This window comes from Gordonia sp. PvP123, assembly GCF_040547295.1.
In the GTDB taxonomy this organism is placed as follows: domain Bacteria; phylum Actinomycetota; class Actinomycetes; order Mycobacteriales; family Mycobacteriaceae; genus Gordonia; species Gordonia terrae.
In genome coordinates this window covers 403798-419120 of sequence record NZ_JBEPPN010000001.1, presented here as the reverse complement: position 1 = coordinate 419120, position 15323 = coordinate 403798, and the positions used below count along the sequence as shown (strand labels likewise).

Below are 15323 nucleotides of genomic sequence, written 5' to 3'. Positions count from 1 at the left end.
CGGCCGGTACGGTCGTTCTCTATGTCGACTCCCGGACCTGTGAACACCGGAACCGTGAACACTGGAACGGTGAACAGCGAGCAGTTCCGTCCGGTCTTCGGCCTGCCGATCCTGGTGCTGTCCGGAATGCAACTGCTCGTCGTGCTCGACGGCACCGTCGCCGCGCTCGCGCTGCCGAGCATCCGGGACGCACTCGCCCTGTCGGAGTCGAGCGCCAACTGGGTCATCAGCAGCTATGTGCTGGCCTTCGGCGGGCTCATGCTCCTCGGCGGCCGACTCGGCGACACCTTCGGTCGCAAGCGGATGTTCATCGTCGGGGTCGTCGCCTTCACACTCACGTCATTGCTGTGTGGTCTGGCATGGAACGAGGCCAGTCTCCTCGCCGGGCGGGCTCTGCAGGGTGCGTCGGCCGCGATCGCGGCGCCGACCGCGATGGCCCTGGTCGCCACGACCTTCGCGCCCGGCAAACCGCGCAGTCAGGCCTTCGCGGTCTACGCGGCCATGACCGGTGTCGGCTCGGTGGCCGGGCTGATCCTCGGCGGGGTGCTGACCGAGTTGTCGTGGCGCCTGGTCTTCCTCATCAACGTGCCGATCGGTCTGATCGTCGTGGTCGGGGCGATCGTCGCGCTCCGGGAGTCCCAGGGCGAACGACTGCCTCTCGATGTCCCCGGCGCGGTCCTCGGCACGCTGGGCTGCACCCTGCTCGTACTCGCGGTGAACGAGGGACCGAACGGCTGGACCGCGCCGGTCGTCGTCGGGTCGTTCATCCTCGGCGCCCTCGCCCTGGCGGCGTTCATCGTGGTCGAACGTCGTGCCCGCAACCCGCTGCTGCCGTTCTCCCTCTTCGACAACAGCTCCCGTGTCGCGGCGCTGCTCGCGATCCTGCTGGCCAGCATGATCATGATGTGCATGGCGGTCTTCATCTCGCTGTACCTGCAGGGCATCCTGCAGTACTCGCCGATCCAGAGCGGGCTCGCGGTGGTGCCTTTCGCGTTCGGACTCGGCATCGCCGCGGCGATCGCGTCGAAGCTGGCGCTGATGATCCAGCCGCGCTGGCTCGTCTTGGTCGGCGGCGCGGTGATCCTCGTCGGCTGCCTGTACGCGTCGTCGATCGCGACCGACTCGCCGGACTATTTCCCGAGCATCTTCATCCCGGTCGTCGTCATCGGCTTCGGCGTCGGTCTGGCGGTCATCCCGCTGACCCTGTCCGTGGTGGCCGGGGTGGGCACCACCGAGATCGGACCGCTGACCGCACTGGCCCAGGTGGCGCAGAACCTCGGCGGCGCCGTCGGCCTGGTCGTCGTCGGTGCGATGGTGACCTCGCGAGCACTGTCGAAGGGCGGCACCACCGCGCCCGTGGAGACGATGAATCCCGCTCAGCTCGCGGCGCAGGCCGAGGGCTACGGACTGGCCTTCGGAGCCTGCGCCGGCATCGCCGTCCTCGCCGCGATCGTCGTGCTGTTCATGCGGTTCACGCCCGAACAGGTGGCCGAGGGACAAGCCGCTCAGGAAGCCGCCGACGCAGGCGTCGACGCCGAGACGAGCACCCCGGGCCACGACGCCCAGCGATGAGTTGTGGCCGCCGGCGCGGTCGACCTCTGTATGGACGCCAAGAATCTCGCTGACCTCTACGACATCGACACCCTCGACTGGCAACCCGTCGCGGCGCGACTGGCGGCCGGGGTGTCCCAGGCACCCGGCACCGGCGGTCCCGACCGGCACACGTGGTGGATCGCCACGATCAACTCCGACGGCAGTCCGCACGTCACCGGCATCGGGGCGCTGTGGCATCGAGACGCGCTGTGGCTCGAGACCGGACCCTCGACCCGGAAGGCGCGCAATCTCGCGCGCGATCCGCGCTGCACCCTGTCGGTCGCCCTCGACGACGCCGATCTCGTCGTCGACGGGCACGCGCGCCGGATCACCGAACCCGACATCGTCGCCGAACTCGCCGAACTGTGGGCGAGTGACGGCTGGCCGTGTCGCGTCGACGAGTCCGGGATCGCGCTGACCGCCGACTTCAGTGCGCCGTCGGCCGGCCCGCCGCCGTGGCACGTCTACCGCGTCGCACCGAGGCGGGCGACCGTTCTGCAGACCGTCGAGCCCGGTGGCGCGACGCTGTTCGAGTTCGACGAGCGGTAGCGCCCCATCGAGTTGGGGTCAGTCGGTCAGCACGACGATGCGGTCGGGAGCCTCGATCTCCACCCGCTGCCCGGCGTCGGCGAGGACCGCGGCCAGTCCGTCGATGTCGCGGACGGTGCGGCGCGTGCGGACCAATTCGCGCGCCATGAGGCCCTTGTAGTGCTTGTTGAAGTGGCTCACCACTTTGCGCGATCCGTCGGCCTGCTCGGTCATGACCGTCGCCGTCACCGCGTCGCGTACCGGTCCGAGCTGGTGGTAGACACCCGACCGCAGGTCCACGACGAAGTCGTCGACCGCGTCCAGCGCGGGGGACAGGTCCTGCTTCCACAGGGCCGCCAGGGTCGGCATGCCGGGCAGCTTGGACCCACCCGAGAGGCGGTAGGCGGGAATCGGATCGGGTGCTCGCACCACGCCGAACAGCGCCGAGCCGATCGCCAGCCGGTCGGCCGCCTTCGTCTTGCCCGCCCGGGTCAGCGACCGGTGGTCGAGCGCGTCGTACAGGACGCCGGTGTAGCGCTCGAGCGCCGGCCGCGTGGGCGAGAGCCAGAGTTCGGCGTTGCGGTCGACCTCGTCGAGCTGGGTGGCCCCGAGACCGAGCGCGGTGCGGCTGGCGTCGAGGTCGGCGGACAGGGCGACGAGCGCCTCGGCGAGCTGTTTGCGGACGGGGTTCAGCTCGGGGAAGGACAGCGTGTCGAGATCCAGGGGAGCCCCGCGGCCGCCGTCGGATTTCGTCTCTGAGGGAGGCAGGATGACGAGCACCGCAACACCATAACTAAGCTGGTTGGTCGTGATCACACGCATGTCGACCCTGTTCCTGCGGACCCTGCGCGACGACCCCGCCGACGCCGAGGTCCCCAGCCACAAGCTGCTGGTCAGAGCCGGTTACGTCCGCCGGGTCGCACCCGGCGTGTACTCGTGGCTGCCGCTGGGATTGCGCGTGCTCAAGGCGATCGAGAACGTCGTCCGCGAGGAGATGAACGCCATCGGCGGCCAGGAGATCCTCCTGCCGGCCCTGCTGCCGCGTGAGCCCTACGACACCACCAACCGCTGGACCGAATACGGGGACGCGCTGTTCCGCCTCAAGGACCGCAAGGGTGCCGACATGCTCCTCGGCCCGACGCATGAGGAGCTGTTCGCGACCCTGGTCAAGGGCGAGTACTCGTCCTACAAGGACATGCCGGTCATCCTCTACCAGATCCAGACCAAGTACCGCGACGAGGAACGGCCGCGCGCGGGCATCCTCCGCGGCCGCGAGTTCGTGATGAAGGACGCCTACTCCTTCGACCTCGACGACGACGGGCTCAAGGCCGCCTACAACGCGCACCGCGAGGCCTACCAGAAGATCTTCGAGCGCTTGCGGATCGAGTACGTCATCGTCGCCGCGACCTCCGGCGCGATGGGAGGCAGTGCGTCCGAGGAGTTCCTGGCGGAGTCCGCGGTCGGCGAGGACACGTTCGTGCGCTGCGTCGAGTCCGGCTACGCCGCCAACGTCGAGGCGGTCATCACCCGCGCGCCCGACCCGTTGCCGTACTACGACCTGCCCGCGGCGGTCGTCCACGACACGCCCGGTACCCCGACGATCGACAGCCTCGTCGACTGGGCGAACGCGACGCTCGACGGGCAGTACAGCGGCGCCGACACACTCAAGAACGTCTTGGTCAAACTCCGTGCGCCGGGTGGTGATTGGGAGATCACCGGCATCGGCGTCCCGGGTGACCGCGAGGTCGACTTCAAGCGTCTCGAGGCCTCGGTCGAGCCGGCCGAGGTGGAGTTGCTCACCGATGCCGACTTCGCCGCGAACCCCTTCCTGGTGAAGGGATACATCGGACCGAAGGCGCTGGCCGCGAACGGGGTCCGCTACCTCGTCGATCCGCGCGTCGTCGACGGGACCGCGTGGATCACCGGTGCCGACGAGCCGGGCCGGCACTACGTCGGGCTCGTCGCGGGTCGCGACTTCACGCCCGACGGAACGGTCGAGTCGGCCGAGATCCGGGACGGCGATCCGTCGCCCGACGGCGCCGGACCCCTGGTGAGCGCCAAGGGTATCGAGATCGGGCACATCTTCCAGCTCGGCCAGAAGTACACCGACGCCTTCGAGGTCGACGTCCTCGGCGAGAACGGCAAACCGGTCCGCCTCACGCAGGGGTCGTACGGGGTCGGGGTGTCGCGTCTGGTCGCGGTCATCGCCGAGCAGTCCCACGATGACAAGGGTCTGCGCTGGCCGAAGTCGGTGGCGCCGTTCGCCGTTCACCTCGTCATCGCCAACAAGGACGAGGCCGCCGTCGCGGGCGCCGAACAGCTCGCCGCCGACCTCGACGCGGCCGGGCTCGAAGTGCTCCTCGACGACCGGAAAGCCTCTCCGGGTGTGAAGTTCAAGGATGCCGAACTCCTCGGCATGCCGACCGTCGTGGTCGTCGGACGGGGATATGCCAACGGCACCATCGAGATCCGGGATCGCTTCACCGGCGAGGCCGCCGAGGTCGCGGTCGACGCCGCGGTCGACACGGTGGTGGCGGCCGCCCGGGCCTGATCGCGGCTCAGCCCTGTGCGGGAGACCCAGGGAACGCCACCGTGACCGGGCTCTCCTGCAGCACCACCCGCCACCGGGCGGCGCGCACCGAACTCTCGGTCAGTCCGTCGACGCCGATCCGCCGGCCGGTCTCGTCGTCGGCCTGTTCCAGCAATGCGCGATAGGCGACCGTGCAGTCGATCTCGGCGGCGAGGGCCGCGCGGGCCGCGGTGGTCGGATCGGTGACCTCGACGGGAAGCGTGTAACCGGCGGCGGCCGGCGGCGGTGTGTTCCCCGCCGCCTCGATCGCCCGCTCGATCTCGTCGCGACGCGCCCGGTGCGCGTCGGCGTAGTCGGCGACGGTGCGTCGGCGCGATGCGGCGACGAACGCGGTGATGACGCCGTAGGTGAAGACGGCGGCGTTCTCCGCCTCGGCGGCGACGGCGAGCGGATCGTCGGAATCGGCCTGTGCGGCCGGGCTGTTCGGGGTCGTGCTCAGTGGTGAGGTCATGCCAGCTGCACCTCTCGCATCGATGTGACCGCGGCGGCGACGGAGCCGGTGAGCCCGGAGACATACCCGCCCGCGGCGAGGGCGATCGTACGGGCCTGCCCGGCCGCGGCATCGAGATCGGTGCGGAGCCGGGCCAACGACGGTGCGGCGGGGGGCGCGCCCGCAGCCGAGGTCGCGGCGGTCGAGGAGGTGGCCGGGCGATCGAGGGTCGCCGCCACGTCCTGGTCGAGGCGGATGATCTCCTCACGCAGCGCGCGGGCGTGCTGCGCGCGCTGATCGGCCACGACCCCGAGCGCGGTCGCGTAGGCGGGCTCGACGGCGACCAGGGCGCGCGCGGTGCTCTCGTCGGCGGTCGCCGACCGCACCAGAGGCACGAGGTCTTTGGCGAGGAGGGTCTCCGCGGAGGGTGACGAATCGCAGCCGGTCAGTCCGACACCGGCCGCGCCGGCACCGATCACGGCGGCACCCGCGAGGAGTCCGCCGCGCAACGCCGTGCGCCGGTCGATCGGGTGCCGCACGGTCCGTCGCGCGATCGGGGGCATGCTCACCCGGGACATCATGCCAGCAGTTCTCCACCCGATCGATCCACTACGATGTTCGGAGCAACGTCGTGCGACACCCGGCACGGCCCGACAACTGAAGACGAGGGGAGTGGCATGCCGATCAGCCCGACGCACGTGAGCGAACTCGTCCAAAAGCTTGTCGCCGAACGGGGATTCGACCTCGAAGACGTCGCGGTACGCACCCGTGACGGCCAGGAGGAACTGTCGATCGTGGTCGACCGCGACGGCGGCAGCGACCTCGACGTCCTCGCCGGCCTCAGCACCGAGATCTCCGACCTCCTCGACGCCACCCCCGCTTTCGCCGACCTCGCATATGTGCTCGAGGTGACCTCGCGCGGCGTCGAGAGCCCACTGACCCTGCCCCGGCACTGGCGCCGCAACACCGGCCGCCGGGTGGTCGTCGAGCTGACGGGCGACCCCGACTCGCCCGCGCGCACGGTCACCGGCCGCATCGGCAGGCTGCTCGACGACCCGGCCCCGGCGGTCGAGGTGGTCGCGAACCACAAGGGACGGATAGCGGTGGAGACGGTCGAGCTCGGCTCGGTGACCACGGCCGTGGTGCAGGTCGACTTCTCCCAGCCCAGCGTCCGCGAACTGGAACTGTGCGGCCTCGAACCGCACGAGATCGAGGCGCGCCGCGCACCCGCCGCGGCACGCCGGCTGGACACTACAACCGAACACGACAAGTGAATAGGAGACCGACGACATGAACATCGACATCGCCGCCCTGCGAATGATCGAGGCCGACAAGGGCATCTCGATCGAGACCGTCATCACGGCGATCGAGACCGCGCTGCTGACCGCCTATCGGCACACCGACGGATTCGCGCCGCACGCCCGCGTCGACGTCAACCGCAAGTCCGGCGCCGTCCGTGTGATGGCACAGGAGGTCGACCAGGACGGAAATGTCGTCCACGAGTGGGACGACACCCCCGAGGGATTCGGACGCATCGCGGCGACGACCGCGCGGCAGGTCATCCTGCAACGTCTGCGCGACGCGGAGAACGAGAAGAACTTCGGCGACCTCGTGGCCCACGAGGGCGAGATCGTCGGCGGCGTCGTGCAGCAGGACTCACGCGCCAACGCCCGGGGCATGGTCGTCGTCCAGATCGGCAGCGACGCCAACTCCACCGAGGGGATCATCCCGCCCGCCGAGCAGGTGCCCGGCGAGGTCTACACCCACGGCGACCGGATCAAGTGTTACGTCGTCGGGGTCAGCCGTGGACCCCGCGGACCCCAGATCACCCTGTCCCGGACCCACCCGAACCTGGTGCGCAAGCTGTTCTCGCTCGAAGTGCCCGAGATCGAGGACGGCAGCGTCGAGATCGTCGCCGTGGCGCGGGAGGCCGGACACCGGTCGAAGATCGCCGTACACACCGGGGTCTCCGGCCTCAACGCCAAGGGCGCGTGCATCGGGCCGATGGGTCAGCGCGTGCGCAACGTGATGAGCGAACTCGCCGGCGAGAAGATCGACATCATCGACTTCGACTCCGACCCGGCGGCCTTCGTCGGGAATGCACTGTCACCCGCGAAGGTTGTGTCGGTGACCGTTGTCGACGCCGAACTCAAGGCCGCGCGGGTCGTCGTGCCCGACTACCAGCTCTCGCTGGCCATCGGCAAAGAAGGCCAGAACGCCCGACTCGCGGCCCGGCTGACGGGGTGGCGGATCGACATCCGATCCGACGCCGCGCCGGCCGCCGAGGCGGGGCAGGAGTGACGCGCGCGACGGTCGATTGTCCTCCGCGCGTTCGCTCGCGCTAGACTGATCGATGGTTCAGCGATCCGCCCCACGGTCGCCCGCCGACGGCACACCCATCCGGATGTGCATCGGCTGTCGGCAGCGGGCAGAGGCCGTCGAGTTGGTTCGTGTCGTGGCGCAACTGCGCGACGGCACCCCGACAGTCGTGGTCGATCCCGCGAAGACCATGCCGGGGCGAGGCGCGTGGCTGCACGCGCGGGCGGAGTGCATCTCCACCGCGACGCGACGCCGGGCCTTCGCCACGGCGCTCCGGACCCCCGGTCTGACCGTGGACCCGGACGATCTCACCGAACAGCTCGGCGCGATCACCCACCAGAGGAAGGCTCCCCGGAGCCAGAACAGGTAGCAGAAGACATGAGCACACCGTGAAGTCACGATGAGCATGTACCGGACTTAAATCGAGGCCGTAGCGGGTGAGCCGCTTGGCCTCCAAGTGAGGAGAGCAGTGGCAGGCAAAGCCCGCGTGCACGAACTGGCCAAGGAACTCGGCGTCACCAGCAAACAGGTGCTCGAGCGACTCAAGGAACAGGGCGAGTTCGTCAAATCGGCGTCGTCGACGGTAGAGGCCCCCGTGGCCCGTCGACTGCGTGAATCATTCCCCGGCAAGGACGGGGGAGCCAAGGACTCCAAGTCGCCGGCCCCCGGCCCGCGCCAGAGCGCAAAGCCCGGACCCAAGCCGTCCGGCACCACCAGTGCACCGAAGCCCGGTGCATCTGCGACCCCGGCGGCACCCGCCGCCGACCGCCCGAGCCCCGGTCCGCGTACCGGCGGCCCGAAGCCCGGCGCACCCAAGCCCGCACCCGCACCGGTGGAGACCCCGGCGCCGGCTGCGCCCGCACCGGCGGCGGAACGTCCCAGCCCGAAGCCCGCCCCCGCGGCACCCGCCCCGCAGGCCCCGGCCGCGTCGGCGGCACCTGCGGCCCCGGCACCGTCCCCGGGCGCGCGTCCCGGCCCGAAGCCGGGCCCGCGCACACCGCGGGTGGGCAACAACCCGTACTCGTCGGCACCGGCGCCCGCGCCGCGTCCGGCTGCCCGTCCCGGTCCGGGACAGGGCGGCCCGCGTCCCGGCGGCGGTCGTCCCGGCCCGGCCGGCCAGGGTGGTCCGCGTCCCGGCGGCGGTCGTCCCGCTCCCGGTCAGGGCGGCCCCCGACCCAATCCCGGCAACATGCCCCCGCGCCCGAGTCCCGGCGCCATGCCGTCGCGCGCGGCCCGTCCGGACGCCCGCCCGGGTGGTCGTGGCGGACCCGGCGGTGGCGGCGGCCGTGGCGGTGGCGGCGGCGGATACCGCGGTGGCCCCGGTGGCGGCGGCGGTGCACCCGGTGCACCCGCAGGTGGCGGCTTCCGCGGTCGTCCCGGTGGCGGTGGCGGCCGTGGCCGCGGCGGCGCAGCAGGCGCCTTCGGTCGTCCCGGTGGTGCACCGCGCCGTGGTCGCAAGTCGAAGCGGGCGAAACGCGCCGAATACGAGAACATGCAGGCACCGGCCGTCGGTGGCGTCCGGCTGCCGCGCGGCAACGGCGAGATCATCCGTCTCGCCCGTGGCGCGTCGCTGTCCGATTTCGCCGACAAGATCGACGCCAACCCGGCATCGCTGGTCCAGGCGTTGTTCAACCTCGGCGAGATGGTCACCGCGACCGAGTCGGTCAACGACGAGACACTCGAGCTGCTCGGCTCGGAGATGAACTACCGCGTCCAGGTGGTCAGCCCCGAGGACGAGGACCGCGAGCTCCTCGACAGCTTCGACCTCACCTACGGCGAGGACGAGGGCGGCGAGGAAGACCTCGAACAGCGTCCGCCCGTGGTCACCGTCATGGGCCACGTCGATCACGGTAAGACCCGACTGCTCGACACGATCCGCAAGGCCAACGTCCGTGAGGGCGAGGCCGGCGGTATCACCCAGCACATCGGTGCCTACCAGGTGAACACCCACCTCAACGGCGAGGATCGCCTGATCACCTTCATCGACACCCCGGGTCACGAGGCGTTCACCGCCATGCGTGCCCGCGGTGCCAAGGCGACCGACATCGCGATCCTCGTGGTCGCGGCCGACGACGGCGTCATGCCGCAGACGGTGGAGGCGGTCAACCATGCCCAGGCGGCCGACGTGCCGATCGTGGTCGCGGTGAACAAGATCGACAAGGAAGGCGCCGACCCGCAGAAGATCCGCGGACAGCTGACCGAATACGGTCTGATCCCCGAGGAGTACGGCGGCGACGCCATGTTCGTCGACATCTCGGCCAAGCAGGGCGAGAACATCGACGCGCTGCTCGAGGCCGTCCTGCTCACCGCGGACGCGTCGCTCGACCTGCGGGCCAACCCGGACATGGACGCCCAGGGTGTCGCCATCGAGGCGCACCTCGACCGCGGCCGTGGCCCGGTGGCGACCGTGCTGGTCCAGCGCGGCACGCTGAAGGTCGGCGACTCGATCGTCGCCGGTGACGCCTACGGACGTGTCCGTCGCATGGTCGACGAGCACGGCGACGACGTCCCCGAGGCGCTGCCATCGCGTCCGGTCCAGGTCATCGGTTTCACCTCGGTCCCCGGCGCAGGCGACAACCTGCTCGTGGTCGAGGAGGACCGCATCGCCCGGCAGATCGCCGACCGGCGCAACGCGCGCAAGCGCAACGCGCTGGCCGCACGCAGCCGCAAGCGGATCAGCCTGGAAGACCTGGATTCGGCGCTCAAGGAGACCAGCCAGCTCAACCTCATCCTCAAGGGTGACAACTCGGGTACGGTCGAGGCCCTCGAAGAGGCGCTGCTGAACATCGAGATGGGCGACGAGGTCTCGCTGCGGATCATCGACCGCGGCGTGGGTGGCGTGACCGAGACCAACGTCAACCTGGCGGCGGCCTCGGATGCGATCATCATCGGCTTCAACGTCCGTGCGGAGGGCAAGGCCACCGAGCTGGCCAACCGCGAGGGCGTCGACATCCGGTACTACTCGGTGATCTACCAGGCCATCGACGAGATCGAGAGCGCGCTCAAGGGCATGCTCAAGCCGATCTACGAAGAGGTGGAGCTCGGCCGCGCCGAGATCCGCGCGATCTTCAAGTCGTCGAAGGTCGGCAACATCGCCGGTTGTCTCGTGCAGTCGGGCATCATGCGGCGCAACGCCAAGGCCCGCCTGTTGCGCGACAACGTGGTGGTCGCCGAGAACCTCACCGTCTCCTCGCTCAAGCGCGAGAAGGACGATGCCACCGAGGTTCGCGAAGGCTACGAATGTGGTCTCACGCTGACCTACTCGGACATCAAGGTGGACGACGTGATCGAGACCTACGAGCTGCGGGAGAAGCCGCGCGATTGATCGCGGCAGCGACTGCCCTCGTACGACATCTCGACAGCTGTGGTGCGCGCCGACCGGTTTCCGGTCGGCGCGCACGCAGCGCTACGGAAGGAGTCCTGTAATGGCTGATCCGGCACGAGCTCAGCGCCTGGCCAAGCGGATCTCGTCGATCGTCGCGTCGGCGATCGCGCACGAGATCAAGGATCCGCGACTGGCGTATGTCACCGTCACCGATGCCCGGGTGACCAACGACCTGCACGACGCGACGATCTACTACACCGTGATGGGCGAATCCATCGATGCCGAGCCCGATGTCGAGGCCGCGGCCGCGGGGCTGGCGAAAGCGACCGGCGTGCTGAGGTCGAAGGTCGGCGCGGGCACCGGGGTGCGCTTCACCCCGACGCTGCGTTTCGTACTCGACACGGTGCCCGACGCGGCACGTCAGATGGAGGAGCTCGTCGCCCGCGCCCGCGCGAACGACGAAATCGTCGCCCGGCGTGCGGCGGAGGCGAAGCCGGCGGGCGATTCGGACCCGTACCGTTCGGCGGACGACTCCACCGGTACCGAAGAGTGAGCGGTTCGTCGAGCGCGGCGATCGCCGCGACGCTGGCCTCTGCGACCGCGGTGACCATCTGCTGTCATGTGCGCCCCGATGCGGACACGATCGGCAGTGGTCTGGCGCTGGGGCTGGCACTCGACCGCCGGGGCGTCGACGTCGAGGTGTCCTACCCGGGGACCGAGCAACTGCCGGCGTCGCTCGCCGGGCTGCCCGGCAGCAAGCTGCTGTGTTCGCCCGCGCAGGTCGTCGGACATCCGCTCGTGGTGGCGGTCGACGCCGCCAACCTCGATCGTCTCGAGTCGCTCGGCGCGACGTTCACCGCGGCGCAGACCTCGGTTGTGATCGACCACCATGCGTCGAATCCCGGCTTCGGGGACCTCGACCTGGTCGACCCGGACGCCGACTGCACCGCGGTCCTGGTGCTCGACGTCCTCGACGACCTGGGCGTCGAACTCGACGCCGACATCGCCACCTGCATCTACGCCGGTCTCAGCACCGACACCGGTTCGTTCCGGTGGGCTCGTCCGGCGTCGTTCCGGGTGGCGGCCCGACTCCTCGAGACCGGCGTCGACGCGCGGAGGTGGAGCCGCATCCTGTTCGACTCGCATCCGTTCGCGTGGTTCTCGATGATGTCGGGCGTCCTGGCGTCGGCGCAGCTCGCCCCGTCGGCGTGCAACGGCGAGGGTCTCGTCTACGCGATCGTCGATCACCAGGCACTGGCCGGGATGAGTTGGGACGAGGCCGAGAGCGTGATCGACACGATCCGTACCGCGCGCGAAGCCGAGGTGGCCGCGGTCTTCAAAGAGAGCGAGCCGGGGAGGTGGACGGTCTCGCTGCGATCCAAGGACATCGTCGATCTCGTCCCGATCGCCCGGGCCCATGGTGGCGGCGGACATCGTCAGGCCTCCGGGTACAGCGACACCGGTACCGCTGACGACGTGGTCGCCAGGTTGCTGGAGTCGCTCTGAGCGAGGATTCCCCAGGCGTGGCGCGCATCGCCACGCTGACCGTCTCGGCTCTCGCGGTTCTCATCGCGCCTCCGCTCTACCTCCTGCTGGACCTTGCCGTCGTGGGACGTCTGGGCGGCGAACAACTGGCCGCACTGGGAGTCGGCACCCTGGTGCTCTCGATCGTCAGCACCCAACTGACCTTCCTGTCCTACGGCACCACGGCCCGGTCCGCGCGACGCTTCGGTTCCGGTGACCGGCCCGGTGCGGTCGTCGAAGGCGTGCAGGCGAGTTGGATCGCGGTGGCGGTCGGCATCCTGATCGTCGCGGTGGCGTATCCGTGTGCCCCGGTCGTGATGCGCCTGCTGGTCGGAACGTCGTCGCCGGAGTCGGCCGCGGTCGCCCAGGACGCGGCGGGCTGGCTGCGGATCGCGATGTTCGGTGTCCCGCTGATCCTGTTGTCGATGGCGGGCAACGGGTGGATGCGCGGAGTGCAGGACACGCGTCGTCCGGTCGTCTACGTCGTGGTCGGCCTGTCCCTCGCCGCGGTGCTCGTCGTCGGCCTGGTCCACGGCATCGGCCCGTTCCCGCGTCTGGGCCTCGACGGCAGCGCGGTGGCCAACGTGATCGGACAGGGTGTGACCGGCATGCTGTTCGCCGTGCGAGTGGTCCGTGAGGCGCGACGGGTCCCGGGTTCGCGCGCCTTCGCGCCCGACTGGTCGATCATCCGCGCCCAGCTGGTCATGGCGCGTGATCTGGTCGTGCGCAGTCTGTCGTTCCAGATCTGCTTCGTGTCCGCGGCCGCAGTCGCCGCCCGATTCGGGGTGGCCCAGGTCGCCGCTCATCAGCTGGTGCTGCAGCTGTGGGAGTTCATGGCGCTGTTCCTCGACTCGCTGGCCATCGCCGCCCAGGCCCTGGTCGGCGCCGCACTCGGTGCGGGACGCCTCGGCGCCGCCGACTCCGTGGCCCGTCGCGTCACCGCGGTGTCCGTGGTCGCCGCCACCGCGATGGGTGCACTGTTCGCCGCCGGCGCGACGCTGATCCCGCGCATCTTCACCTCCGACGCCGCGGTCCTCGATGCCGTGGGTGTGCCGTGGTGGTTCTTCGTCGGGATGCTGCCGATCGCCGGGGTGGTCTTCGCGCTCGACGGCGTCCTGCTCGGCAGCGGCGACGCCGCCTTCCTGCGCACCGCGACACTCACCGGCGCCCTGGTCGGCTTTCTGCCACTGATCTGGCTGTCGCTGGTGTTCGACTGGGGCCTCGCCGGCGTCTGGTCGGGCCTGGTGGTGTTCATGCTCGTCCGGCTGGCCACCGTGGTGTGGCGGATCCGATCCGGACGCTGGCGGCAGGCGGGTGCGGTCCGCGCCTGAGACCGCGACTCTGGCACGATGGATCCTCGTGGCTACTCTGTGGGCGATCAGCGATCTGCACATCGCACATCGGGGCAACGAGCACATCATCGACAGCATTCGGCCGACGTCGCCGGAGGACTGGCTCATCGTGGCCGGTGATGTCGCCGAACGCACCGACGACGTCGTCGACACCTTGCGTCGACTGCGGGCGCGCTTCGCCACCGTCGTCTGGGTGCCGGGCAATCACGAGCTGTACACGACGGCCAAGGATCCGCTGCAGGTGTTCGGGGTCGCGCGCTACGACTACCTGGTGCAGGCCTGCCGCGACATCGGTGTGGTCACCCCGGAGGACATCTATCCGCTCTTCGACCCGGGTGACGGCTCGGATCCGGTCCGCGTGGTCCCGATGTTCCTGCTCTACGACTACACCTTCCGCCCCGAGGGCACGGCGAACAAGCTGACCGCGCTCGCGCTCGCCCGGGAGCGCAACGTGGTGGCGACCGACGAGTTCCTGCTGTCGCCCGAGCCGTTCCCCACCCGCGACGCCTGGGGGCGAGCGCGGATCGAGATCACCCGACGCCGGCTGGAGGCCATCGATCCGGCCGAGAAGACGATCCTGATCAATCACTGGCCCCTGCGTCGGGAACCGTGCGACGCACTCATCTATCCCGAGTTCGCCCTGTGGTGCGGCAGCGAACTGACGGCCGACTGGCACACCGAGTTCAACGCGGCCTGCTGTGTCTACGGCCATCTCCACATCCCGCGGACCACCTGGTACGACGGCATCCGGTTCGAAGAGGTGTCGGTCGGCTACCCGCGGGAATGGAAGCGTCGCGGACTGCCGAATCCGTTGATGCGCAACATCGTTCCCGGCGATGGGCTCGGCGCGGCCGATCTGCCCGAGCACGGGGTCCGGTTCGATCTGCCGCCGGACTATGCCGAACGCGCCGCCGAGTTCCGGCAGCGCGTCGAGCAGCGGCAGGCGGAGCGCCGCACCCGACAGGCCGAGAGACAGGCCGAACGCCGAGCACGAGAGGACAACCGATGATCGAGCAACTCCTGCCGGCGGGCGTCGCCTCGGCGGAGGCGTTCGCCGACCCGCCCGGTCTGGTCCCGCTGCCCGCCGAGCAGAGCCTGATCGCGCGTGCGGTGGAGAAGCGCCGCCGCGAGTTCACCACTGTCCGGCACTGCGCCCGCCAGGCGCTGGGCGAGCTCGGTCACGAGCCGGTCCCGATCCTCAAGGGCGACAAGGGTGCACCCGTCTGGCCGGCCGGGATCGTGGGCAGCCTCACACACTGCGACGGCTATCGCGCCGCGACGGTGGCGTATGCCATGTCGGTGCGGTCCCTCGGCATCGACGCCGAACCGCACGACGCCCTGCCCGACGGCGTGCTCGAGCACACCAGTCTGCCGGCCGAGCGGGAGGTCCTTGCGACGCGATCGGGCGACCTGCACTGGGACCGATTGCTGTTCTGTGCCAAAGAGGCCACCTACAAGGCCTGGTTCCCGGTCGCCAAGCGCTGGCTGGGTTTCGAGGACGCGCACATCACCTTCGAGCAGTCCACCCCGACGTCGGGCACGTTCACCTCGCGCATTCTCATCGACCCGGCCGCGACCGACGGGGGGCCGCCGCTGCTCGAGTTCTCCGGTCGCTGGCTGGTCGAGCGGGGCATCATCACCACCACGATCGCGCTGACCTGA

At 70.0% G+C, this 15323-nt stretch carries 15 protein-coding genes; 12 read left to right on the top strand and 3 right to left on the bottom strand.

What is annotated here, in order from left to right; all coding sequences use genetic code 11:
* Nucleotides 1-21: 21 nt before the first annotated feature.
* A complete protein-coding gene (locus ABIC25_RS01915) occupies nucleotides 22-1572 on the top strand; it encodes a DHA2 family efflux MFS transporter permease subunit (protein WP_354559693.1) in 1551 nt (516 codons plus the stop codon).
* A gap of 3 nt (nucleotides 1573-1575) precedes the next feature.
* Entirely contained in the window at nucleotides 1576-2142 is a 567-nt protein-coding gene (locus tag ABIC25_RS01910; protein WP_354559692.1) for a pyridoxamine 5'-phosphate oxidase family protein, read from the top strand.
* Between the two features lie 18 nt (nucleotides 2143-2160).
* Here ABIC25_RS01910 and yaaA read toward each other — a convergent pair whose 3' ends face one another.
* A complete protein-coding gene (gene yaaA / locus ABIC25_RS01905; RefSeq protein ID WP_354559691.1) occupies nucleotides 2161-2943 on the bottom strand; it encodes a peroxide stress protein YaaA in 783 nt (260 codons plus the stop codon).
* Between yaaA and ABIC25_RS01900 the strand changes: the two genes are divergently transcribed.
* Nucleotides 2942-4672 carry a proline--tRNA ligase gene (locus tag ABIC25_RS01900; RefSeq protein WP_354559854.1) on the top strand — a complete coding sequence of 577 codons (1731 nt, stop codon included), beginning with the start codon at nucleotides 2942-2944 and terminating at the stop codon, nucleotides 4670-4672. The genes yaaA and ABIC25_RS01900 overlap by 2 nt on opposite strands.
* A gap of 7 nt (nucleotides 4673-4679) precedes the next feature.
* Here the strand turns inward: ABIC25_RS01900 and ABIC25_RS01895 are convergent, their stop codons facing one another.
* Nucleotides 4680-5162 carry a ferritin-like domain-containing protein gene (locus tag ABIC25_RS01895; protein ID WP_004572242.1) on the bottom strand — a complete coding sequence of 161 codons (483 nt, stop codon included), beginning with the start codon at nucleotides 5160-5162 and terminating at the stop codon, nucleotides 4680-4682.
* On the bottom strand, nucleotides 5159-5722 hold the full coding sequence (locus ABIC25_RS01890; RefSeq protein ID WP_354559689.1) for a hypothetical protein: 564 nt from the start codon (nucleotides 5720-5722) through the stop codon (nucleotides 5159-5161). The genes ABIC25_RS01895 and ABIC25_RS01890 overlap by 4 nt, the downstream gene beginning before the upstream one ends.
* A gap of 96 nt (nucleotides 5723-5818) precedes the next feature.
* Here ABIC25_RS01890 and rimP point away from each other — a divergent pair, with 96 nt between their 5' ends.
* The 9 genes from rimP to ABIC25_RS01845 all read left to right on the top strand — a co-directional run bounded on the left by rimP (nucleotide 5819) and on the right by ABIC25_RS01845 (nucleotide 15323).
* Complete coding sequence (rimP, locus tag ABIC25_RS01885; RefSeq protein WP_239402774.1) at nucleotides 5819-6415, top strand: ribosome maturation factor RimP; 597 nt, start codon at nucleotides 5819-5821, stop codon at nucleotides 6413-6415.
* Nucleotides 6416-6431: 16 nt separating this feature from the next.
* Nucleotides 6432-7442 (top strand): transcription termination factor NusA, encoded by a 1011-nt coding sequence (gene nusA, locus ABIC25_RS01880; protein WP_004572239.1) that lies wholly within the window; start codon nucleotides 6432-6434, stop codon nucleotides 7440-7442.
* A gap of 103 nt (nucleotides 7443-7545) precedes the next feature.
* On the top strand, nucleotides 7546-7830 hold the full coding sequence (locus ABIC25_RS01875; RefSeq protein WP_338085710.1) for a YlxR family protein: 285 nt from the start codon (nucleotides 7546-7548) through the stop codon (nucleotides 7828-7830).
* A gap of 99 nt (nucleotides 7831-7929) precedes the next feature.
* On the top strand, nucleotides 7930-10785 hold the full coding sequence (infB, locus tag ABIC25_RS01870; protein ID WP_354559687.1) for a translation initiation factor IF-2: 2856 nt from the start codon (nucleotides 7930-7932) through the stop codon (nucleotides 10783-10785).
* Nucleotides 10786-10885: 100 nt separating this feature from the next.
* Entirely contained in the window at nucleotides 10886-11338 is a 453-nt protein-coding gene (rbfA, locus tag ABIC25_RS01865) for a 30S ribosome-binding factor RbfA (RefSeq protein ID WP_004021895.1), read from the top strand.
* Nucleotides 11335-12291: a DHH family phosphoesterase gene (locus tag ABIC25_RS01860; RefSeq protein ID WP_004021894.1), complete on the top strand. Its 957-nt coding sequence runs from the start codon at nucleotides 11335-11337 to the stop codon at nucleotides 12289-12291. Before rbfA ends, ABIC25_RS01860 begins: the two co-directional genes overlap by 4 nt.
* A gap of 17 nt (nucleotides 12292-12308) precedes the next feature.
* Nucleotides 12309-13640: an MATE family efflux transporter gene (locus ABIC25_RS01855; RefSeq protein ID WP_004021893.1), complete on the top strand. Its 1332-nt coding sequence runs from the start codon at nucleotides 12309-12311 to the stop codon at nucleotides 13638-13640.
* 28 nt (nucleotides 13641-13668) lie between these two features.
* Entirely contained in the window at nucleotides 13669-14670 is a 1002-nt protein-coding gene (locus tag ABIC25_RS01850) for a metallophosphoesterase family protein (RefSeq protein ID WP_180819257.1), read from the top strand.
* Nucleotides 14667-15323: a 4'-phosphopantetheinyl transferase family protein gene (locus tag ABIC25_RS01845; RefSeq protein ID WP_354559686.1), complete on the top strand. Its 657-nt coding sequence runs from the start codon at nucleotides 14667-14669 to the stop codon at nucleotides 15321-15323. Before ABIC25_RS01850 ends, ABIC25_RS01845 begins: the two co-directional genes overlap by 4 nt.